This window comes from Pontibacter harenae (genome assembly GCF_020907245.1).
GTDB classification, from domain to species: domain Bacteria; phylum Bacteroidota; class Bacteroidia; order Cytophagales; family Hymenobacteraceae; genus Pontibacter; species Pontibacter harenae.
The window spans coordinates 40,297-59,418 of record NZ_JAJJWH010000004.1; the positions used below are offsets into that span (position 1 = coordinate 40,297).

At 41.7% G+C, this 19,122-nt stretch carries 22 protein-coding genes; all 22 read left to right on the forward strand.

Annotated elements, in window-relative coordinates:
- The first annotated feature begins 3 nt into the window (after nt 1–3).
- The 22 genes from rplL to rpsN all read left to right on the forward strand — a co-directional run bounded on the left by rplL (nt 4) and on the right by rpsN (nt 19,049).
- Nucleotides 4–387, forward strand: coding sequence for a 50S ribosomal protein L7/L12 (gene rplL / locus LN893_RS03260; protein ID WP_229968256.1), 384 nt, complete (start codon nt 4–6; stop codon nt 385–387).
- A gap of 158 nt (nt 388–545) precedes the next feature.
- Entirely contained in the window at nt 546–4,418 is a 3,873-nt protein-coding gene (rpoB, locus tag LN893_RS03265) for a DNA-directed RNA polymerase subunit beta (RefSeq protein WP_229968257.1), read from the forward strand.
- 102 nt (nt 4,419–4,520) lie between these two features.
- Nucleotides 4,521–8,837 carry a DNA-directed RNA polymerase subunit beta' gene (rpoC, locus tag LN893_RS03270; protein ID WP_229968259.1) on the forward strand — a complete coding sequence of 1,439 codons (4,317 nt, stop codon included), beginning with the start codon at nt 4,521–4,523 and terminating at the stop codon, nt 8,835–8,837.
- Between the two features lie 5 nt (nt 8,838–8,842).
- On the forward strand, nt 8,843–9,160 hold the full coding sequence (locus LN893_RS03275) for a DUF3467 domain-containing protein (RefSeq protein WP_229968261.1): 318 nt from the start codon (nt 8,843–8,845) through the stop codon (nt 9,158–9,160).
- A 104-nt stretch (nt 9,161–9,264) separates the two neighbouring features.
- A complete protein-coding gene (gene rpsL, locus LN893_RS03280) occupies nt 9,265–9,681 on the forward strand; it encodes a 30S ribosomal protein S12 (protein ID WP_229968263.1) in 417 nt (138 codons plus the stop codon).
- A gap of 19 nt (nt 9,682–9,700) precedes the next feature.
- Nucleotides 9,701–10,168 carry a 30S ribosomal protein S7 gene (gene rpsG, locus LN893_RS03285; RefSeq protein ID WP_229968265.1) on the forward strand — a complete coding sequence of 156 codons (468 nt, stop codon included), beginning with the start codon at nt 9,701–9,703 and terminating at the stop codon, nt 10,166–10,168.
- Between the two features lie 2 nt (nt 10,169–10,170).
- Nucleotides 10,171–12,273: an elongation factor G gene (fusA, locus tag LN893_RS03290; protein WP_229968267.1), complete on the forward strand. Its 2,103-nt coding sequence runs from the start codon at nt 10,171–10,173 to the stop codon at nt 12,271–12,273.
- A gap of 13 nt (nt 12,274–12,286) precedes the next feature.
- Complete coding sequence (gene rpsJ / locus LN893_RS03295) at nt 12,287–12,592, forward strand: 30S ribosomal protein S10 (protein ID WP_229968269.1); 306 nt, start codon at nt 12,287–12,289, stop codon at nt 12,590–12,592.
- Between the two features lie 177 nt (nt 12,593–12,769).
- Nucleotides 12,770–13,387, forward strand: a complete 618-nt coding sequence (gene rplC / locus LN893_RS03300; RefSeq protein ID WP_229968270.1) for a 50S ribosomal protein L3 — start codon at nt 12,770–12,772, stop codon at nt 13,385–13,387.
- Between the two features lies 1 nt (nt 13,388).
- Nucleotides 13,389–14,018: a 50S ribosomal protein L4 gene (gene rplD / locus LN893_RS03305; protein WP_229968272.1), complete on the forward strand. Its 630-nt coding sequence runs from the start codon at nt 13,389–13,391 to the stop codon at nt 14,016–14,018.
- Complete coding sequence (rplW, locus tag LN893_RS03310; RefSeq protein ID WP_229968274.1) at nt 14,018–14,305, forward strand: 50S ribosomal protein L23; 288 nt, start codon at nt 14,018–14,020, stop codon at nt 14,303–14,305. The genes rplD and rplW overlap by 1 nt, the downstream gene beginning before the upstream one ends.
- 10 nt (nt 14,306–14,315) lie before the next feature.
- The gene (gene rplB, locus LN893_RS03315; protein WP_229968276.1) at nt 14,316–15,143 is read left to right on the forward strand and encodes a 50S ribosomal protein L2; all 828 of its coding nucleotides are present in this window, start codon (nt 14,316–14,318) and stop codon (nt 15,141–15,143) included.
- Nucleotides 15,144–15,422 carry a 30S ribosomal protein S19 gene (gene rpsS / locus LN893_RS03320; RefSeq protein WP_229968278.1) on the forward strand — a complete coding sequence of 93 codons (279 nt, stop codon included), beginning with the start codon at nt 15,144–15,146 and terminating at the stop codon, nt 15,420–15,422. It abuts the gene before it with no gap.
- Nucleotide 15,423: 1 nt separating this feature from the next.
- The gene (rplV, locus tag LN893_RS03325) at nt 15,424–15,816 is read left to right on the forward strand and encodes a 50S ribosomal protein L22 (protein ID WP_229968280.1); all 393 of its coding nucleotides are present in this window, start codon (nt 15,424–15,426) and stop codon (nt 15,814–15,816) included.
- Nucleotides 15,817–15,821: 5 nt separating this feature from the next.
- On the forward strand, nt 15,822–16,577 hold the full coding sequence (rpsC, locus tag LN893_RS03330) for a 30S ribosomal protein S3 (protein ID WP_229968282.1): 756 nt from the start codon (nt 15,822–15,824) through the stop codon (nt 16,575–16,577).
- A 30-nt stretch (nt 16,578–16,607) separates the two neighbouring features.
- Entirely contained in the window at nt 16,608–17,030 is a 423-nt protein-coding gene (gene rplP / locus LN893_RS03335) for a 50S ribosomal protein L16 (protein ID WP_229968284.1), read from the forward strand.
- 3 nt (nt 17,031–17,033) lie between these two features.
- Complete coding sequence (gene rpmC, locus LN893_RS03340) at nt 17,034–17,234, forward strand: 50S ribosomal protein L29 (RefSeq protein WP_229968287.1); 201 nt, start codon at nt 17,034–17,036, stop codon at nt 17,232–17,234.
- A 14-nt stretch (nt 17,235–17,248) separates the two neighbouring features.
- Entirely contained in the window at nt 17,249–17,506 is a 258-nt protein-coding gene (rpsQ, locus tag LN893_RS03345) for a 30S ribosomal protein S17 (RefSeq protein ID WP_229968289.1), read from the forward strand.
- 1 nt (nt 17,507) lies between these two features.
- Nucleotides 17,508–17,876: a 50S ribosomal protein L14 gene (gene rplN / locus LN893_RS03350; RefSeq protein WP_229968292.1), complete on the forward strand. Its 369-nt coding sequence runs from the start codon at nt 17,508–17,510 to the stop codon at nt 17,874–17,876.
- An 18-nt stretch (nt 17,877–17,894) separates the two neighbouring features.
- Nucleotides 17,895–18,218, forward strand: coding sequence for a 50S ribosomal protein L24 (gene rplX / locus LN893_RS03355; protein ID WP_229968294.1), 324 nt, complete (start codon nt 17,895–17,897; stop codon nt 18,216–18,218).
- Between the two features lies 1 nt (nt 18,219).
- Complete coding sequence (rplE, locus tag LN893_RS03360; RefSeq protein WP_229968296.1) at nt 18,220–18,774, forward strand: 50S ribosomal protein L5; 555 nt, start codon at nt 18,220–18,222, stop codon at nt 18,772–18,774.
- A 5-nt stretch (nt 18,775–18,779) separates the two neighbouring features.
- On the forward strand, nt 18,780–19,049 hold the full coding sequence (gene rpsN, locus LN893_RS03365; RefSeq protein ID WP_229968297.1) for a 30S ribosomal protein S14: 270 nt from the start codon (nt 18,780–18,782) through the stop codon (nt 19,047–19,049).
- Nucleotides 19,050–19,122: the final 73 nt, after the last annotated feature.

Genomic DNA, 19,122 nt, shown 5'->3' on the forward strand with positions numbered 1-19,122 from the left:
AAAATGGCAGATTTGAAAGCATTCGCTGAGCAGTTAGTAAACTTAACTGTGAAAGAGGTTAATGAACTAGCTACTATTCTTAAGGATGAGTATGGTATCGAGCCAGCTGCTGCAGCTCCAGTAATGGTTGCAGGTGGTGGTGCAGGTGCTGAAGGAGGAGCTGCTGCAGAAGAAAAAACTTCTTTTGACGTAATCCTTAAGTCAGCAGGTGCCTCTAAATTAGCAGTTGTAAAACTGGTAAAAGAGCTTACTGGTCTTGGTCTGAAAGAGGCGAAAGAACTAGTTGACGGCGCTCCTAAAGCCCTTAAAGAAGGTGTTGCAAAAGACGAAGCAGATTCGCTTAAGAAGTCTTTGGAAGAAGCTGGTGCTGAAGTGGAGGTTAAATAATCCCGCTTTATCAACATACCGCACACAGGTAGACCTGGCAATTTCGTCAGGTCTTTTCCTGTTTGTATAAGGATTCAAATTGAATCCTTTTTTGGCCAATTCTGTTATGTAACAGTTTTTGCCCATAAATATATTTTAAACGTTAAAATTCCAAAGCTTTGGCTAAGAATAAAACGACACAGCGAATCAATTTTGCCTCTATTCGTCCTGTAATAGACTATCCTGACTTCCTAGATGTTCAGCTCCAGTCTTTCCAGGATTTCTTTCAGTTGGAAACTGCCGCTGAAAATAGAGCCCAAGAAGGACTGTTCAAGGTGTTTGCCGAAAACTTTCCTATCTCAGATTCTCGAGAGAACTTCGTTTTGGAGTTTATCGATTATCATATTGACCCTCCTAAATATTCAGTTGATGAATCTATAGATAGAGGTCTGACATACTCTGTTCCTCTAAAAGCAAAGCTTCGCCTTATCTGTAATGATGAAGATAACGAAGATTTCGAGACAATCGAGCAGGAAGTGTTCTTGGGTAACATCCCATACATGACTGAAAAAGGTTCTTTCGTAATCAACGGAGCTGAGCGTGTGATTGTATCACAATTGCACAGATCACCAGGTGTGTTCTTTGCACAAAGTAAGCATACAAACGGAACAAAACTATATTCAGCGAGAATTATTCCTTTCAAAGGATCTTGGGTTGAATTTGCGACAGACGTTAATAACGTAATGTATGCATACATCGACCGTAAGAAAAAATTCCCTGTAACTACTCTGCTTCGCGCTATAGGTTATGGTACAGACAAAGACATTCTTGATTTATTCGGATTGTCTGAGGAAATACCTGCTACCAAAGCAGCACTTAAAGATGTAGCTGGTAGAAAGCTTGCTGCACGTGTGCTAAGAACATGGACTGAAGATTTCGTGGATGAAGATACTGGTGAGGTTGTATCGATCGACCGTAACGAGGTACTTCTGGAGCGTGATTCAGAAATAACACAAGAAGACATCGATATTATTGTTGATTCTGGTGTACAGTCTGTTATCCTGCACCGCGAGAATGTAAATATTGCAGACTACGCTATCATATATAACACGCTTCAGAAAGATAATTCTAACTCTGAGCAAGAAGCAGTAGAGCAGATCTATCGTCAGTTGAGAAATACTGAGGCGCCAGATGTTGAAACAGCAAGAGATATTATCCAGAAGCTGTTCTTCTCTGATAAGCGTTATGATCTTGGTGAAGTTGGTCGTTACAGAATTAACAAAAAGCTAGGTCTTGATACAAACTGGGAAGCGAAAGTATTAACGAATGAAGACATTGTTCTTATCGTGAAGTACCTGATCGGTTTGATCAACTCAAAAGCTGTGGTGGATGATATTGACCACTTGAGTAACCGTCGTGTAAGAACAGTAGGTGAGCAGCTTTATGCGCAGTTCGGTGTAGGTCTTGCTCGTATGGCCCGTACTATAAAAGAGCGTATGAACGTACGCGATAACGAAGACTTCAAGCCTGTTGATTTGATCAATGCGCGTACATTATCTTCTGTTATTAACTCTTTCTTCGGTACAAACCAGCTTTCTCAGTTCATGGACCAGACGAACCCGCTGGCTGAAGTGACGCACAAGCGTCGTGTATCAGCATTGGGGCCAGGTGGTCTATCAAGAGAGCGAGCAGGTTTCGAGGTACGTGACGTTCACTATACGCACTATGGCCGTCTGTGTACAATTGAGACACCAGAAGGTCCGAACATTGGTCTGATATCTTCTCTTTGTGTACACGCACGTGTAAACAGCATGGGCTTTATCGAAACACCTTACCGCAAGGTAATAGAAGGTAAAGTAAATGTAGACGGTACAGTAGAGTATTTGACAGCAGAGGAAGAAGATACGCACCACATCGCACAGGCGAATGCTGTGATTGATGATAACGGTAACTTTGTTAACCCAACTGTTAAAGGACGTTTTGAGGGTGACTTCCCAGTAGAAGCACCAACAACATATACTTATATGGACGTTGCGCCTAACCAGATTGTATCTGTGGCAGCGTCTCTTATTCCGTTCCTAGAGCATGACGATGCTAACCGTGCCCTGATGGGATCAAACATGCAGCGTCAGGCAGTGCCTTTATTAAAACCAGAAGCTCCGATTGTAGGAACTGGTTTGGAAAGAAGAGCAGCCATCGACTCAAGAGCGTTAGTGATTGCAGAAGGTGACGGTGTTATTGATTATGTTGATGCGAAGAAAATTGTTGTAAAATACGACCTGACAAACGAAGAGAAACTGGTTTCCTTCGATGCAGAGTATATAAGCTACGACATGATCAAGTTCAGAAGAACTAACCAGGATACAAGCATCAACCTGACTCCGATAGTGAAGAAGGGACAGCGTGTTACAAAAGGTGAGCCACTTTGCGAAGGTTATGCAACCAATCAAGGGGAGTTAGCCATTGGTAGAAACATGCAGGTTGCGTTCATGCCATGGCAAGGATATAACTTCGAGGATGCTATCGTAATTTCTGAGAAAGTTGTTCGTGATGATATTTTCACATCGATTCACATTGAAGAGTTTGAGCTGGAGGTTCGTGAGACAAAACGTGGAGAAGAAGAACTTACTTCTGAAATCCCGAACGTAAGCGAAGAAGCAGTAAGAAACTTAGATGATAACGGTATCATCAGAATTGGTGCAGAGGTTCGTGAAGGAGATATTCTGATTGGTAAAATCACACCAAAAGGTGAGACTGATCCAACACCAGAGGAAAAACTTCTACGTGCAATCTTCGGAGATAAAGCTGGTGATGTAAAAGATGCATCGCTTAAAGCACCGCCTTCATTAAATGGTGTGGTTATTGATACTAAACTCTTCTCAAGACCTAAAAAAGACAAAAACCTTCGTGCTAAGTCTAAGAAAGAGGTTGAAGAGCTTAAAGTAAAATATAGCAGAGATCTTACTTCTATCAAAAACGTGATGGTTGATAAGCTGGTGGAATTACTTGAAGGTAAAACTACTAACGGTATCAAACATAAGTTTGGAGATGAGATCTTGACAAAAGGCTCTAAGTTCGCTAGAAAGAACATCATTGAAGCGCTGTTCCCTGAGAAGAACCCATATAAGGACGAAAGTAACTATGCGGTTCCAGAAGAGGTGAACATGTTCAAAGACCTTATTCTGGAGAACTGGACGGATGACGAAAAAACCAACAGCATGTTGGTGGAGCTGGTGAAAAACTATACTAAGCGTCGTAATATTATCTCTGCACACTTTAAGCGTGAGCGTTTCACATTAGAAGTTGGAGATGAGTTACCAGCAGGTATCGTACAACTTGCCAAAGTATACATCGCTAAGAAGCGTAAGCTGAAAGTGGGTGATAAGATGGCAGGGCGTCACGGTAACAAAGGTGTGGTTGCAAGAATCGTTCGTGAAGAAGATATGCCGTTCTTAGAAGACGGTACTCCTATGGACATCGTGCTTAACCCGCTTGGTGTACCTTCAAGGATGAACATCGGTCAGATCTATGAAACAGTACTTGGATGGGCTGGTCTGAAACTTGGAAGAAAGTATGCAACACCAATTTTTGATGGAGCTACAGAAAGTCAGGTGCAGGCAGAACTGGCAGAAGCTGGCTTGCCAAGCTTTGGCCGTACATACCTATACGACGGGCTTTCAGGAGATCGTTTTGACCAACCTATAACGGTAGGTGTTATCTATATGCTGAAACTGGGTCACTTGGTGGATGATAAGATGCACGCCCGTTCAATCGGACCATACTCGCTGATTACGCAACAGCCACTTGGTGGTAAAGCACAATTCGGTGGTCAGCGTTTCGGTGAAATGGAAGTGTGGGCGTTGGAGGCATTCGGTGCATCGAACGTACTACAGGAAATACTTACAGTAAAATCAGACGACGTGATCGGTCGTGCGAAAGCCTACGAAGCAATTGTGAAAGGCGACGTGCTTCCGAAACCAAACATCCCAGAATCCTTCAACGTGTTAATTCACGAGCTAAGAGGCCTGGCTTTGGAAATCACGTTAGAGTAATAAAGTAAACGCTAAGCGCTTAGGCAAATGCCGAGGCGCTTAGCGTTTACTTTAAATAAAAGCTGTAAGGCATATTCATTGTATTGACATTATTATAATAATATGGCATTTGCGAAAAATAAAAAGCTAACTCAGGACTTCTCTAAAGTAACAATAAGTCTAGCTTCTCCAGAGTCAATTCTGGAGCGTTCGAACGGAGAGGTAACAAAGCCTGAGACCATAAACTATAGAACCTATAAGCCTGAAATGGGTGGTTTATTCTGTGAAAGAATATTCGGACCTGTAAAGGACTGGGAATGCCACTGCGGAAAGTATAAGAGAATTAGATATAAAGGCATTATCTGCGACCGTTGCGGTGTAGAGGTGACTGAGAAAAAAGTGCGTCGCGAGCGCATGGGCCACATCGAACTAGTAGTTCCTGTAGCGCATATCTGGTACTTCAAATCACTTCCGAATAAGATTGGATATCTGTTAGGCTTACCTACAAAGAAGCTTGATCAGATCATCTACTATGAGAGATATGTAGTTATTCAGCCAGGTGCTTTAGAAGAAGACGGTGTTAACAGACTGGACTTCTTAACTGAAGACGAATACCTGGATATGATTGACAAGCTCCCACGCGAGAACCAGATGATGGATAATAACGATCCTAATAAGTTCATCGCGAGAATGGGTGCAGAAGCATTGCAAATGCTGTTGGAGCGTACTAACCTAGATGACCTGTCATACGAGTTACGTCACGCTGCTGCGCACGAAACATCTCAGCAACGTAAAGCAGAAGCGTTGAAGCGTCTGCGCGTAGTTGAGGCTTTCCGTGATGCTACAACAAGAATTGAGAATAGACCAGAGTGGATGGTAATTCGCATGGTGCCTGTTATTCCGCCAGAACTTCGTCCGCTTGTTCCTTTGGATGGTGGACGTTTCGCTACTTCCGACTTGAACGATCTTTACCGTCGTGTAATCATACGTAACAATCGCCTGAAGCGTCTGATCGAGATCAAGGCTCCTGAAGTAATCCTTCGTAATGAGAAGCGTATGTTACAGGAAGCAGTTGACTCCCTGTTCGACAACTCACGTAAAGTGAACGCTGTTCGTGCAGAAGGTAACCGTGCACTGAAGTCGCTTTCTGACATGCTGAAAGGTAAGCAAGGACGTTTCCGTCAGAACTTACTTGGTAAGCGTGTTGACTACTCTGGCCGTTCAGTAATTGTGGTTGGTCCTGAATTGAAGCTGCACGAGTGCGGTCTGCCTAAGAACATGGCAGCTGAGCTCTTTAAGCCGTTCATCATCCGCAAGCTTATTGAAAGAGGTATAGTTAAGACTGTAAAGTCTGCTAAGAAAATAGTAGACCGTAAGGATCCTGTTGTTTGGGATATCCTGGAGAATGTGCTGAAAGGCCACCCAGTACTCCTTAACCGTGCTCCTACACTACACAGATTAGGTATTCAGGCATTCCAGCCAAAGCTGATCGAAGGTAAGGCAATCCAGCTGCACCCATTGGTGTGTACTGCATTCAACGCTGACTTTGACGGTGACCAGATGGCGGTGCACGTTCCACTAGGACCTGCTGCTGTTTTGGAAGCCTCTATGCTAATGCTTGCTTCGCACAACATCCTGAACCCTGCTAATGGTGCTCCAATTGCAGTACCTTCTCAGGACATGGTACTTGGTTTATACTATGTATCTAAAGGAAAGCGTAGCACAGAAGCTGAGTCTATCAAAGGTGAAGGCATGAGCTTCTACTCTGCGGAGGAAGTAATCATAGCTATCAACGAAGGCATCCTTTCCAAGCATGCTTATATTAATGTAAGAACAAAGATAAAGAACGAGAACGGTGAGTTAGAATACAAGCTGATCGAAACGGTTGCTGGCCGTGTTATCTTCAACCAGTTCGTACCTGAAGAAGTTGGTTACATCGACGAACTTCTAACAAAGAAAAAGTTACAGCAGATCATCTCAAGAGTGTTCAAAGAGACAGGAATGGCTCGTACAGCACACTTCTTGGATGATATCAAAACATTAGGTTTCCAGTCTGCCTATAAAGGTGGTCTTTCAATGGGTCTGGGTGATATCAACATTCCAGCGGAGAAAGATATACTAGTTGGCCAGGCTAAGAAAGAGGTAGATTCTGTTTGGCAGAACTACTCAATGGGTCTTATCACGGATAACGAGCGTTACAACCAGGTAATTGATATCTGGACACGTATCAACAACCAGATTACGGAAACGTTGATGCGCCGCTTGGAGAACGATGACCAAGGCTTTAACGCCATCTATATGATGATGCACTCTGGAGCCCGTGGTTCAAGAGAGCAGATACGTCAGTTAGGTGGTATGCGTGGTCTGATGGCTAAGCCTCAGAAATCATTGCAGGGTTCTGTGGGTGAGATTATCGAAAACCCAATCCTTTCTAACTTTAAGGAAGGTCTGGATGTAATCGAGTACTTTATCTCTACACACGGTGCTCGTAAAGGTCTTGCCGATACGGCCCTTAAAACAGCCGATGCTGGTTACCTGACTCGTCGTCTCGTGGACGTTTCTCAAGACGTGATCGTGAACGAAGAAGACTGCGGCACTCTAAGAGGTCTGGAGGTAAGTGCACTGAAAGACAACGAAGATATTGTAGAATCGCTTTCTGAGCGTATCCTAGGTCGTGTAACAGTGCATGATGTATATGATCCAATAACAAACAACTTGATTGTTGAATCTGGATCTGAAGTTACAGAAGAAGTAGCAAGAGCTATAGAGGCAACTGCTATCGAAGCTGTAGAAATACGTTCAGTATTAACATGCGAGTCGAAGAGAGGGATCTGTGCTAAGTGTTACGGACGTAACCTTGCCAGTGGATTTATGGTGCAGAAAGGTGAGGCTGTTGGTGTTATTGCCGCGCAGTCCATCGGTGAGCCAGGTACTCAGCTGACACTTCGTACATTCCACGTGGGTGGTACTGCATCTAACATTGCAGTAGATGCTACAATAGTTGCTAAGTTCGGAGGTAAAATCGAGTTCGAAGATGTTCGTACAGTAGATACGATCAACAACGAAGGAGAGCCTGTGAAAGTGGTGATGGGACGTTCTGGTGAGGTGAAAGTAGTTGATCCTGCATCTGGAAAAGTGTTCATCAGTAATCACGTTCCTTACGGTTCATTCATAACTGTAAATGAAGGAGACACTGTAGAAAAAGGCGCAAAACTTTGTAGCTGGGATCCATACAACGCGGTTATCCTTTCAGAATTCGACGGTGTGATTTCATACGAGTCGATTATTGAAGGTGTAACATACCGTGAAGAGTCGGATGAGCAGACAGGTTACCGTGAAAAGGTAATTATCGATACAAAAGATAAGACACAAAACCCTGCTATAGTTGTAAATCCGAAAAATGGTGAGCCAAAAGGTTACAACATACCAGTAGGAGCACACTTAACAGTAGAAGACGGCGAGAAAATCAAAGCAGGTCAGATCCTGGTTAAGATTCCTCGTGCTATTGGTAAGACACGCGATATTACAGGTGGTCTTCCACGAGTGACGGAATTATTCGAGGCTCGTAACCCATCTAACCCAGCGGTTGTGTCTGAAATTGATGGTGTTGTTACTTATGGTAGCGTGAAACGTGGTAACCGTGAAATCTTTATCGAGTCGAAAGACGGAGTGAAGAAGAAATACATGGTTCCGCTTTCTAAGCACATTCTGGTACAGGATAACGACTTTATACGTGCAGGTATGCCATTGTCTGACGGTGCAATTACACCTACAGATATCCTGAACATTCAAGGACCTGGTGCTGTGCAAGAGTACCTGGTAAATGAGATACAGGAAGTATACCGACTGCAGGGTGTAAAGATCAACGATAAGCACATTGAAGTGGTAGTTCGCCAGATGATGCAGAAAGTTGTAGTGGTTGACGCAGGAGATACAAGCTTCTTGGAGAACCAGGTTGTAGATAAAGTGAACTTCATGGAAGAGAACGACAGAATCATCGACATGAAAGTTGTTGAGGATGCTGGAGACTCGGCCAACCTGAAACCAGGCCAGATTGTGACGGCAAGAAGGCTAAGAGACGAAAACTCTAGCTTGAAGCGCCGAGACTTGAAACTGGTTACAGTGCGTGATGCATCACCTGCAGTATCAAGACCAACCTTACAAGGTATTACACAAGCATCTTTAGGTACGCAAAGCTTTATATCGGCTGCGTCGTTCCAGGAGACAACGAAAGTACTAAGTGAGGCTGCTATAAAAGGTAAAGCTGATGAACTACTTGGACTGAAAGAAAACGTGATCGTTGGACACTTAATTCCTGCAGGTACAGGATTAAGAGAGTACCAAAAACTAATCGTTGGAAACCAGGAAGAGTATGATTCGCTGGTAGAGTCGAAGAAAACTTCTTCACGCTCTAAGCAGCAGGAACTACAAAATAGATAATAGCAATGGCTGAAGACCTGCAAAAGCAAAATCAGATTAACATTGAATTAACGGAAGAGGTGGCAGAAGGGCAATATGCAAACCTGGCCATGATTGCACATTCCAGCAGTGAATTTGTTATCGATTTTATAAGACTGATGCCAGGAGTGCCAAAAGCAAAAGTTAAATCAAGAATTATTATCACACCAGAGCATGCCAAAAGACTTTTGGCTGCTCTGGCAGATAATATTCAGAAGTTTGAAGCAAGCTTTGGCGATATAAAACAGGCACAGGAAGCACCATCTTTCCCCATGAATTTTGGAGGAACAGTTGGAGAAGCATAAAGTGCTAATAATTAATGAATTAAAATTTTGAAAATGCAAGGTGAATTTTATACCTTTGCAGTCCAATTTTAAAAGTGGAAAAATCTATAATTAACAGATTGTAAATGCCTACTATACAGCAATTAGTAAGAAAAGGAAGAGAGAAGTTAACTTCTAAGTCTAAATCTCCTGCCTTAGATTCATGCCCACAGCGTCGTGGTGTATGTACAAGAGTATATACAACAACGCCAAAGAAGCCAAACTCAGCTATGCGTAAGGTAGCTAGGGTAAGACTTACAAACGGTAAAGAAGTAAACGCATACATTCCAGGAGAAGGCCACAACCTACAGGAACACTCTATTGTGTTAATCAGAGGTGGTAGAGTAAAAGACCTTCCAGGTGTTCGTTACCACATCGTACGTGGTGCATTGGATACTGCTGGTGTGAGCGGACGTTTACAGAGTAGATCAAAATATGGTGCTAAGAGACCAAAACCAGGTCAGGCTCCAGCTGCCGCAGGTAAAGGTGGTAAGAAAAGATAATTGATAGCGTAATAATACAATGAGAAAAGCAAAGCCTAAAAGTAGAGTTCTCCTTCCTGATCCTAAATACAAAGAAACATTAGTAACACGTTTCGTGAACTATCTGATGGAAGATGGTAAGAAAAGTGTTGCCTATGGAATCTTCTATGATGCTGTAGATCTAGTAGAGCAAAGAACAAAAGAAAACGGTCTTGAAACTTGGAAGAAGGCACTGAATAACATCATGCCTAGCGTAGAAGTGAAAAGCCGTAGGGTAGGGGGTGCTACATTCCAAGTGCCGACTGAGGTTCGTCCAGACCGCAGAGTATCTCTAGGTATTAAGTGGATGATTTCTTTCTCTCGTAAGAGAGGAGAGAAAACCATGAAAGATAAACTAGCTGGTGAAATCATCGCTGCTGCAAAGGGTGAAGGTGCTGCTGTTAAGAAGAAAGACGATACCCACAGAATGGCAGAAGCGAATAAAGCATTCTCACATTTCAGATTCTAATTATGGCAACAAGAGATTTAAAATTTACAAGAAACATAGGTATAGCTGCGCACATCGATGCTGGTAAAACAACAACGACGGAACGTATTCTATACTATGCTGGTGTAAGCCATAAGATAGGGGAGGTACACGATGGTGCCGCAACTATGGACTGGATGGAGCAGGAGCAAGAAAGAGGTATTACCATTACTTCAGCTGCTACAACAGTTAGCTGGCCTTACAGAGGCGATAATTACCATATAAACATTATTGACACTCCAGGACACGTGGACTTTACTGTAGAAGTAAACCGTTCACTGCGTGTATTGGATGGTCTGGTGTTTTTATTTAGTGCTGTTGACGGTGTTGAGCCTCAGTCAGAAACTAACTGGCGCTTAGCAGACAACTATAAAGTAGCACGTATCGGTTTCGTTAATAAAATGGACCGTTCTGGAGCAGACTTTTTAGCAGTATGCCGTCAAGTAAAAGAAATGCTGGGCAGCAATGCTGTAGCACTTCAGTTACCAATTGGTGGTGAAGATAACTTCAAAGGTGTAGTTGACTTAGTAAACAACCGTGGTATCATCTGGAACGAAGAAGATAAAGGTATGACCTTTACCGAAGTTCCAATTCCTGATGATATGGTTGAGGAAGCTGCAGAATACAGAGAGAAATTATTAGAAGCTGTGGCAGAATATGATGAGACTTTGATGGAGAAATACTTCGAAGATCCAGAGTCTATCACAGAAGGTGAAATTATCGCTGCGCTTCGTGCTGCAACTATAGACATGGCTATTGTTCCTATGCTTTGTGGTTCTTCTTTTAAGAACAAAGGTGTACAGACAATGCTTGATTATGTAATGGCACTTTGTCCTTCTCCTCTGGACAGAGATAAAATCACAGGTATCAACCCTGATACTGGTGCTGAAGTATCTCGTAAGCCTAGCGAAGAAGAGCCATTTGCAGGTCTTGCCTTTAAAATTGCTACTGACCCTTATGTAGGACGCCTTTGCTTCGTAAGAGCATATTCTGGTGTATTGGAGTCAGGTTCATATATATTCAATACACGTTCAGGAAATAAAGAGCGTATTTCACGTATCTTCCAAATGCACGCCAACAAGCAAAACCAGATCGAAAGACTGGCTGCTGGTGACATTGCTGCGGTAGTAGGTTTTAAAGATATCAAAACAGGAGATACCCTGTGTGAGCAAAGCTCTAAAATCATTCTTGAATCGATGGATTTCCCTGAGCCAGTTATCGGTTATGCCATTGAGCCAAAGACACAGGCTGACTCGGATAAGATGGGTATGGCTATTGCCAAGCTTGTTGAAGAAGATCCAACCCTACAGGTTAATACTGATGAGGAAACTGGTCAGACTATCTTAAGAGGTATGGGCGAGCTTCACCTGGAGATCATCATCGACAGGATGAAGAGAGAGTTCAAGGTTGAACTGAACCAAGGTGCTCCTCAGGTGGCTTACAAAGAAACTATCACTAAGAGTATTGAGCACCGTGAGGTATTCAAGAAGCAGTCAGGTGGTCGTGGTAAGTTTGCCGATATCGTGTTCGAAATGGGACCACGTGAAGATGGTAAACAAGGACTAGAGTTTGTAAATGGTATCGTGGGTGGTGTTATTCCAAAAGAATTTATACCAGCTGTTCAGAAAGGTTTCGAAGAAGCCATGAAGAACGGTATCCTTGCAGGCTTCCCAATCGATTCGATGAAAGTGCGTTTATTTCACGGTTCATTCCACGATGTTGACTCTGACTCATTATCTTTTGAATTAGCTGCACGTCAAGGTTTTAAAGAAGCAGGAAAGCAATGTGCTCCAAAACTGCTTGAGCCAATTATGGCTGTTGATGTTGTTACGCCAGATGAATACACTGGTCCGGTAACAGGTGACTTGAACAGAAGAAGAGGTATCATGAAAGGTATGGATACAAAAGGAACGGCAACTGTAATTAAAGCTGATGTTCCTCTTTCTGAACTTTTCGGTTATGTAACTGATTTACGTACCATTACTTCTGGTAGAGCAACTGCCTCGCTTACTTTCGCTCACTATGAGCAAGTACCACAAAACCTGGCAGATGGAATCATTGCAAAAATTAAAGGAACTGCTAAATAAGTAGTATAAGATAATGAATCAGAAAATAAGAATAAAGTTAAAGTCTTACGATCACAACTTGGTAGACAAGTCTTCTGAGAAGATCGTGAAAGCTGTGAAGGCCACTGGTGCCATCGTAAGCGGACCAATTCCTCTTCCAACAGAGAAGGATAAATATACTGTATTGCGTTCACCACACGTGAACAAGAAAGCTCGTGAGCAGTTCCAACTGTGCACTTACAAGCGTTTGGTAGATATTTATTCTACTAGCTCTAAAACTGTAGATGCTTTGATGAAGCTGGAATTGCCAAGTGGCGTTGATGTAGAAATCAAAGTTTGATAAACTTAAAGCTTAAAAAAAAGGAGAACTCACAAGTTCTCCTTTTTTTTTACGTGCTGATAAAGAATATTTTACACATTATTTGCTATACCAAAAATATTTTTATTAACTTTGCACTCCCTTAGCGAAATCTGAGGGGGTTAAATAAATATATCCATCTTATAAAAAATAAGTTGAATGCCTGGAATTATCGGTAAAAAGATCGGAATGACAAGCCTCTTCACATCAGATGGTAAATACACGCCAGTTACGCTTATTCAAGCAGGCCCTTGTGTAGTTACTCAGGTGAAGACAGTAGAGACTGATGGCTATACAGCAGTACAGCTGGGCTATGGTGAGAAAAAGCTTAAAAGAGTAACTAAGGCGGAAGCTGGACATTACAAAAAAGCTAATACGTCTCCAAAGAAAAAAGTTGCTGAATTCACGATTGAAGGAGAAGCACCATCTGTAGGAGATACAGTAGATGTAAACCTTTTCATTGAAGGAGAATTCATCGATGTAGTAGGCACATCTAAAGGAAAAGGCTTCCAAGGTGTTGTTAAACGTCACGGATTTGCCGGTGTTGGCGGCCAGACTCACGGTCAGCACAACAGAGCAAGGCACCCAGGTTCGATCGGTGCTGCTTCTTGGCCTTCACGTGTATTCAAAGGAATGCGCATGGCAGGTAGAACTGGTGGTAACAGAGTGAAGATAGAAAACCTGACGGTTGTACGAGTTATCGCAGAAAAAAATCTGTTAGTTGTTAGTGGCTCTGTACCAGGTGCCAAAAATTCTTACGTGTTAATTGAGAAATAAAATGGAGCTTTCTGTATTAAATATAAAAGGCGAAGATACAGGTAGAAAGGTAACACTTTCTGATGCTGTGTTTGGTGTTGAGCCAAATGAGCATGCAATGTATCTTGACGTTAAGCAGTACCTGGCAAATCAGAGACAAGGTACACACAAAGCTAAAGAGAGAAACGAAGTAGCTGGCTCAACTAAAAAGATCAAGAAGCAAAAAGGAACAGGTGGCGCCCGTGCGGGTAGCATCAAGTCTCCTGTTTTTATTGGTGGTGGTAGAGTATTTGGACCAAAGCCTAGAAACTACAGCTTTAAACTGAACAAGAAGCTAAAAGAAGTAGCACGTTTATCTGCTCTTTCTTTACTTGCTCGTGATAACAGAGTAGCGTTAGTAGAGTCTTTTACTTTCGAAACTCCAAAAACAAAAGAAATCAAGAGCATCTTAAGCAACTTGCAATCAACTGGTAAGACATTGGTTGTATTGCCATCACTAGACAAGAATGTTGTTTTATCTGGTAGAAACTTGCCTAAAGTAAAGGTATCTACTGCTAAAGATTTGAACACGTTTGATCTTTTGAATGTAGAGAAGGTTCTTTTGATAGAAGAGTCAGTTAATGTATTGGAAAACCTCTATAGCGAAAAATAATGATTATTCTAAAGAGACCGCTGGTAACAGAAAAATATACTGCCATGAATGAAGTTGGTAAGTATGCTTTTGAGGTAGATAAAAAAGCCAATAAAGTTGAAATCAAGAAGGCAGTAGAAAAGCTATATGGCGTTACTGTTGAGAAGGTGGCAACTATGAGAACGCAAGGTAAATTAAAGAGCAGATACACTAAGTCTGGTGCTGTTTCTGGCCGTGCTTCTTCTATTAAAAAAGCAATAGTAACCCTGAAAGAGGGTGAAATGATAGACTTTTATAGCGGCATATAATTAAATAAAAATGGCTTTAAAAAAGTTAAGACCAACAACACCAGGTCAAAGATTTAGAGTAGCTCCCGCTTTTGATGAAGTGACGACAGCTACACCAGAAAAATCTTTGTTGGCACCCCTTTCAAAATCTGGTGGACGAAACAAATCTGGAAAGATGACGATGCGCTATATTGGCGGTGGTCATAAGAAAAAGTACAGATTAATAGACTTCAAAAGAACAAAGCACGGTGTACCGGCTACTGTTAAGACAATTGAATATGATCCAAACAGAACAGCACGTATAGCACTTCTTTATTATGTAGATGGAGAGAAAAGCTATATAATTGCTCCTGCTGGTTTACAGGTTGATTCAGTGATTGTTTCAGGACCAGGTATTGCTCCTGAAGTAGGAAACTGTCTTCCTCTATCTGATATTCCTCTAGGTACTATCATCCACAACATCGAGCTTCAGCCAGGTAACGGTGGAACTTTAGCACGTAGTGCTGGTTCTTACGCTCAGTTAGTGGCACGCGAAGGAAGATATGCAACTATCAAACTTCCTTCTGGAGAGCTTAGAATGGTACTGGTTAACTGTTATGCAACAGTAGGTACAGTATCAAACTCTGACCACATGAACGTGAAGCTTGGTAAAGCTGGACGTAGCCGTTGGTTAGGTAAGAGACCAAGAGTTCGTGGTGTTGCCATGAACCCGGTGGATCACCCTATGGGTGGTGGTGAAGGTAAATCTTCAGGTGGTCACCCAAGATCACGTAAAGGTTTATACGCTAAAGGTCTTAAGACTAGAAAACCTAAGAAGTATTCAGAGCAACTTATAGTTAATAGAGGAAAGAAGAAATAAATGGCTAGATCATTAAAAAAAGGGCCTTACATTGACTATAGGCTCGAGAATAAAGTGACAGCGATGAATGATTCAGGAAAAAAAGCTGTTATCAAGACCTGGTCAAGAAGGTCTATGATTTCTCCTGATTTCGTTGGACATACATTCGCAGTACATAACGGTAATAAATTCATTCCAGTTTATGTGACAGAGAACATGGTAGGACACAAGCTCGGAGAGTTTGCTCCAACCAGAAACTTTAGAGGTCACATAGCTAAAAAAGATAAAGGTAAGCGATAGAATGGAAGCAGTAGCAAAATTGAATAACGTGCCTACTTCTCCTCGCAAAATGAGATTAGTAGCAGGCTTGATCCGTGGAAAGAGCGTATCAAGAGCATTGAGTTTACTTAAGTTTGAAGCAAACTCTGGCGCACCAAAATTAGAAAAGCTCCTTCTATCGGCTCTATCTAACTGGCAGCAGAAAAATGAAGATGCACGCATAGAAGATGCCAATCTTTATATAAAAGAGATCTTTGTTGATGAAGGTAAAATGCTGAAGCGTTTACGTCCAGCTCCGCAAGGAAGAGGACACCGCATCAGAAAAAGATCGAATCATGTTACTGTTATAATCGACAGCATGACAGAAGAGCAACTTGAGCAGCAATCAAAGAAATCTAAAAAAGCCACGAAGTAAGAATTATGGGACAGAAAGTAAATCCAATTGGTCTGAGACTTGGCATCGTTAAGGGTTGGGATTCGAACTGGTATGGCGGCAAAGATTTCGCTGAGAAGCTGATTGAGGATGAAAAAATCCGCAAGTATGTTTTAGCCCGTATTCCTAAAGGCGGTATCTCTAAGATCATTATTGAAAGAACGCTAAAGCGTATCACAATTACAATCAACACGGCTAGACCTGGTGTTGTAATTGGTAAAGGCGGTCAGGAAGTAGATAAAATCAAAGAAGAGCTTAAGAAGCTTACTAACAAAGACGTTCAAATTAACATATTTGAAATTAAGCGTCCAGAGTTAGATGCTAAGTTAGTTGGTGAGTCTATTGCTCAGCAATTACAAGCTCGTATCTCTTTCCGCCGTGCTATGAAGCAAGCAATTGCTTCTGCGTTACGTGTAGGTGCTGAAGGTATTAAAGTGCAGGTATCAGGCCGTTTAGGCGGTGCTGAAATGGCAAGAACGGAGCATTATAAAGAAGGAAGAACTCCTTTGCATACACTTCGTGCTGATATCGACTACGCATTGTCTGAAGCACAGACTGTTTATGGTAAACTAGGTATTAAAGTATGGATCTTCAAAGGCGAAGTATACGGCAAGAAAGATCTTACTCCTAATGCAGGCCTTGATGGCGGCAAAGGACCTGGTGGTGCTCCTTCTGGTGACAGACGTGGTGGCAACCGTAATAAGAAAGATGGTGGTGCTCCAAAGCGTAAGCGTCGTCAATAATTGATCTTTAACATTATTAAGTGTTAGAACATGTTACAGCCAAAAAGGACTAAATATAGAAAAATGCAAAAAGGCCGCGTGAAAGGTCTGGCTCATAGAGGCAGTACTATTTCATTTGGTACATTTGCAATAAAATCTCTTGAAGCAACATGGATTACCAGCCGCCAAATTGAGGCCGCTCGTATTGCCATGACAAGAGCAATGAAACGTGAGGGTCAGGTATGGATCCGAATTTTCCCTGACAAACCTATTACCAAGAAGCCTGCAGAGGTTCGTATGGGTAAAGGTAAAGGTTCTCCTGAATATTGGGTAGCCGTTGTTAAGCCAGGAACTATCATGTTTGAATCTGATGGAGTTTCTTTAGAAGTAGCTAAAGAATCCTTAAGATTAGCAGCTCAGAAGCTTCCAGTAAAAACAAAATTTGTAGTACGTAGAGATTACGTTGAGAAATAGTATATGAAAAATTCAGAGATACAAGCTTTGTCTTTAGAAGAACTGAAAGAGAGGCTAGCAGCTGAGAGCACAAATATGCAGAACATGCGTTTTGCACACGCCATATCTCCGCTGGAGAATCCGATGAAGATCAGAGAATCGAAAAAAACGATCGCTCGTCTTAATACCGAAATTAGTCGTCGTGAATTACAAGCTAACTCTTAATACATAATATCATCATGGAAGAGAGAAATCTTAGAAAAGAAAGAAGTGGTAAGGTTGTTAGCAATAAAATGGACAAATCTATCACGGTGCTTGTTGAAAGCAGAATGAAACACCCTATGTACGGGAAGTTTTTAACAAAGTCCAATAAGTTCATGGCTCACGACGAAAACAATGAGTGCAACATCGGTGACACCGTGCGCATTCAGGAAACGCGTCCTCTAAGCAAAAACAAAAACTGGCGTTTAGTTGAAATAATAGAAAGGGCGAAATAAAATGATACAGCAGGAATCAAGATTAAGCGTAGCTGATAATAGCGGTGCTAAAGAAGTACTTTGTATCCGCGTATTAGGCGGTACAGGTAAAAAGTATGCTTCAATCGGCGATAAAATTGTAGTAACTGTTAAGTCTGCCCTTTCTTCTGGAAACGTTAAAAAGGGAACTGTTTCTAAAGCAGTTATTGTAAGAACTAAAAAAGAAGTCAGAAGAAAAGACGGATCTTATATCCGTTTTGATGATAACGCTGCAGTTCTACTAAATGCGAACAATGAGCCACGTGGTACTCGTATTTTCGGACCAGTAGCTCGTGAACTTCGTGAGAAGCAATTCATGAAAATTGTATCGTTAGCGCCTGAAGTTCTATAACCCCTAATTCAGATTAAGATGAATAAGAAAAAACTTCATGTAAAAACTGGCGATACTGTTAAAGTACTTGCTGGAGATGAGCGCGGTAAGACAGGCCGCATTACAGCTGTTAATATAGAAAAGCAAAGAGTAACTATTGAAGGATTAAATTTAGTAACGAAGCATACAAAGCCTAGTGCTCAAAATCCTCAAGGTGGCATCACTAAGATAGAAGCTCCTATACATGCAAGCAATGTAGCACTTGTAGATCCTACTACAGGTGAAACAGTTAAAGTTGGCAGCAGAAAAAACAGCGAAGGTAAAACTGAGCGGTATTCTAAAAAAACAGGAGAAGTAATCTAACATGGCAACTACAAGATTGAAAGACAAATATCAGAAGGAGGTTGTACCTGCCCTGAAGGAGAAGTTCCAGTATAAGAATATTATGCAGGTGCCTAAGATCACTAAGATCTCTATCAACAAAGGTATTGGTGCAGCTGTAGCAGATAAAAAATTGGTTGATATTGGTGTTGATGAATTAACAACAATAACTGGCCAAAGAGCTGTTGCAACTATTGCTAAGAAATCTGTGTCTAACTTCAAGCTGCGTGAGGGAATGCCAATCGGTGCCCGTGTTACGCTTAGAGGTGAGAAAATGTACGAATTCTTAGACCGCTTGCTGACTGTTGCTCTTCCTCGTGTAAGAGACTTTAGAGGTGTAAGTGATAAAGGCTTTGACGGAAGAGGTAACTATACCTTAGGTGTTAAAGAGCAAATCATCTTCCCTGAAATCAGTATAGATAAAGTAAAGGCTATTTCTGGCATGGATATAACTTTTGTTACTACTGCTAAGACAGATGAAGAAAGTTATGAGCTATTAAAAGCTTTTGGTATGCCTTTTACTAATGTTAAGAAATAAATAAAATGGCAAGAGAATCAGTAAAAGCAAGAGAGCTTAAGAGACAAAAGTTAGTAGCTAAATTTGCTGCTAAAAGAGCTGAATTAAAAGCCAAAGGAGATTATGAGGCACTTGATAAGTTGCCTCGTAATGCATCTCCTGTAAGATTACACAATCGTTGCAAGTTAACAGGAAGGCCACGCGGATACATGAGAAAATTCGGTATTTCTCGTGTTACCTTCAGAGAACTTGCTTCTGCTGGTAAAATTCCTGGTGTAACAAAGGCGAGCTGGTAAATTTTTCTTTAAAATTTAAGAAACTAAAGAAGAATTCGTATCTTTGCGGCTCGCTTTAGATATAGCAATTCAT

Excerpts from the sequence above, each read along its gene's own strand:
- rplX (WP_229968294.1), top strand. The coding sequence starts at position 17,895 with ATGAATAAGAAAAAACTTCATGTAAAAACTGGCGATACTGTTAAAGTA.
- fusA (WP_229968267.1), top strand. The coding sequence starts at position 10,171 with ATGGCAACAAGAGATTTAAAATTTACAAGAAACATAGGTATAGCTGCG.
- rpoC (WP_229968259.1), top strand. The coding sequence starts at position 4,521 with ATGGCATTTGCGAAAAATAAAAAGCTAACTCAGGACTTCTCTAAAGTA.
- rpsG (WP_229968265.1), top strand. The coding sequence starts at position 9,701 with ATGAGAAAAGCAAAGCCTAAAAGTAGAGTTCTCCTTCCTGATCCTAAA.
- rplP (WP_229968284.1), top strand. The coding sequence starts at position 16,608 with ATGTTACAGCCAAAAAGGACTAAATATAGAAAAATGCAAAAAGGCCGC.
- rpsS (WP_229968278.1), top strand. The coding sequence starts at position 15,144 with ATGGCTAGATCATTAAAAAAAGGGCCTTACATTGACTATAGGCTCGAG.
- rplD (WP_229968272.1), top strand. The coding sequence starts at position 13,389 with ATGGAGCTTTCTGTATTAAATATAAAAGGCGAAGATACAGGTAGAAAG.
- rpsJ (WP_229968269.1), top strand. The coding sequence starts at position 12,287 with ATGAATCAGAAAATAAGAATAAAGTTAAAGTCTTACGATCACAACTTG.
- rpsN (WP_229968297.1), top strand. The coding sequence starts at position 18,780 with ATGGCAAGAGAATCAGTAAAAGCAAGAGAGCTTAAGAGACAAAAGTTA.
- rplW (WP_229968274.1), top strand. The coding sequence starts at position 14,018 with ATGATTATTCTAAAGAGACCGCTGGTAACAGAAAAATATACTGCCATG.
- rplN (WP_229968292.1), top strand. The coding sequence starts at position 17,508 with ATGATACAGCAGGAATCAAGATTAAGCGTAGCTGATAATAGCGGTGCT.
- rplC (WP_229968270.1), top strand. The coding sequence starts at position 12,770 with ATGCCTGGAATTATCGGTAAAAAGATCGGAATGACAAGCCTCTTCACA.
- rpsQ (WP_229968289.1), top strand. The coding sequence starts at position 17,249 with ATGGAAGAGAGAAATCTTAGAAAAGAAAGAAGTGGTAAGGTTGTTAGC.
- rplB (WP_229968276.1), top strand. The coding sequence starts at position 14,316 with ATGGCTTTAAAAAAGTTAAGACCAACAACACCAGGTCAAAGATTTAGA.
- rplE (WP_229968296.1), top strand. The coding sequence starts at position 18,220 with ATGGCAACTACAAGATTGAAAGACAAATATCAGAAGGAGGTTGTACCT.
- rpmC (WP_229968287.1), top strand. The coding sequence starts at position 17,034 with ATGAAAAATTCAGAGATACAAGCTTTGTCTTTAGAAGAACTGAAAGAG.
- rplL (WP_229968256.1), top strand. The coding sequence starts at position 4 with ATGGCAGATTTGAAAGCATTCGCTGAGCAGTTAGTAAACTTAACTGTG.
- LN893_RS03275 (WP_229968261.1), top strand. The coding sequence starts at position 8,843 with ATGGCTGAAGACCTGCAAAAGCAAAATCAGATTAACATTGAATTAACG.
- rpsL (WP_229968263.1), top strand. The coding sequence starts at position 9,265 with ATGCCTACTATACAGCAATTAGTAAGAAAAGGAAGAGAGAAGTTAACT.
- rpsC (WP_229968282.1), top strand. The coding sequence starts at position 15,822 with ATGGGACAGAAAGTAAATCCAATTGGTCTGAGACTTGGCATCGTTAAG.
- rplV (WP_229968280.1), top strand. The coding sequence starts at position 15,424 with ATGGAAGCAGTAGCAAAATTGAATAACGTGCCTACTTCTCCTCGCAAA.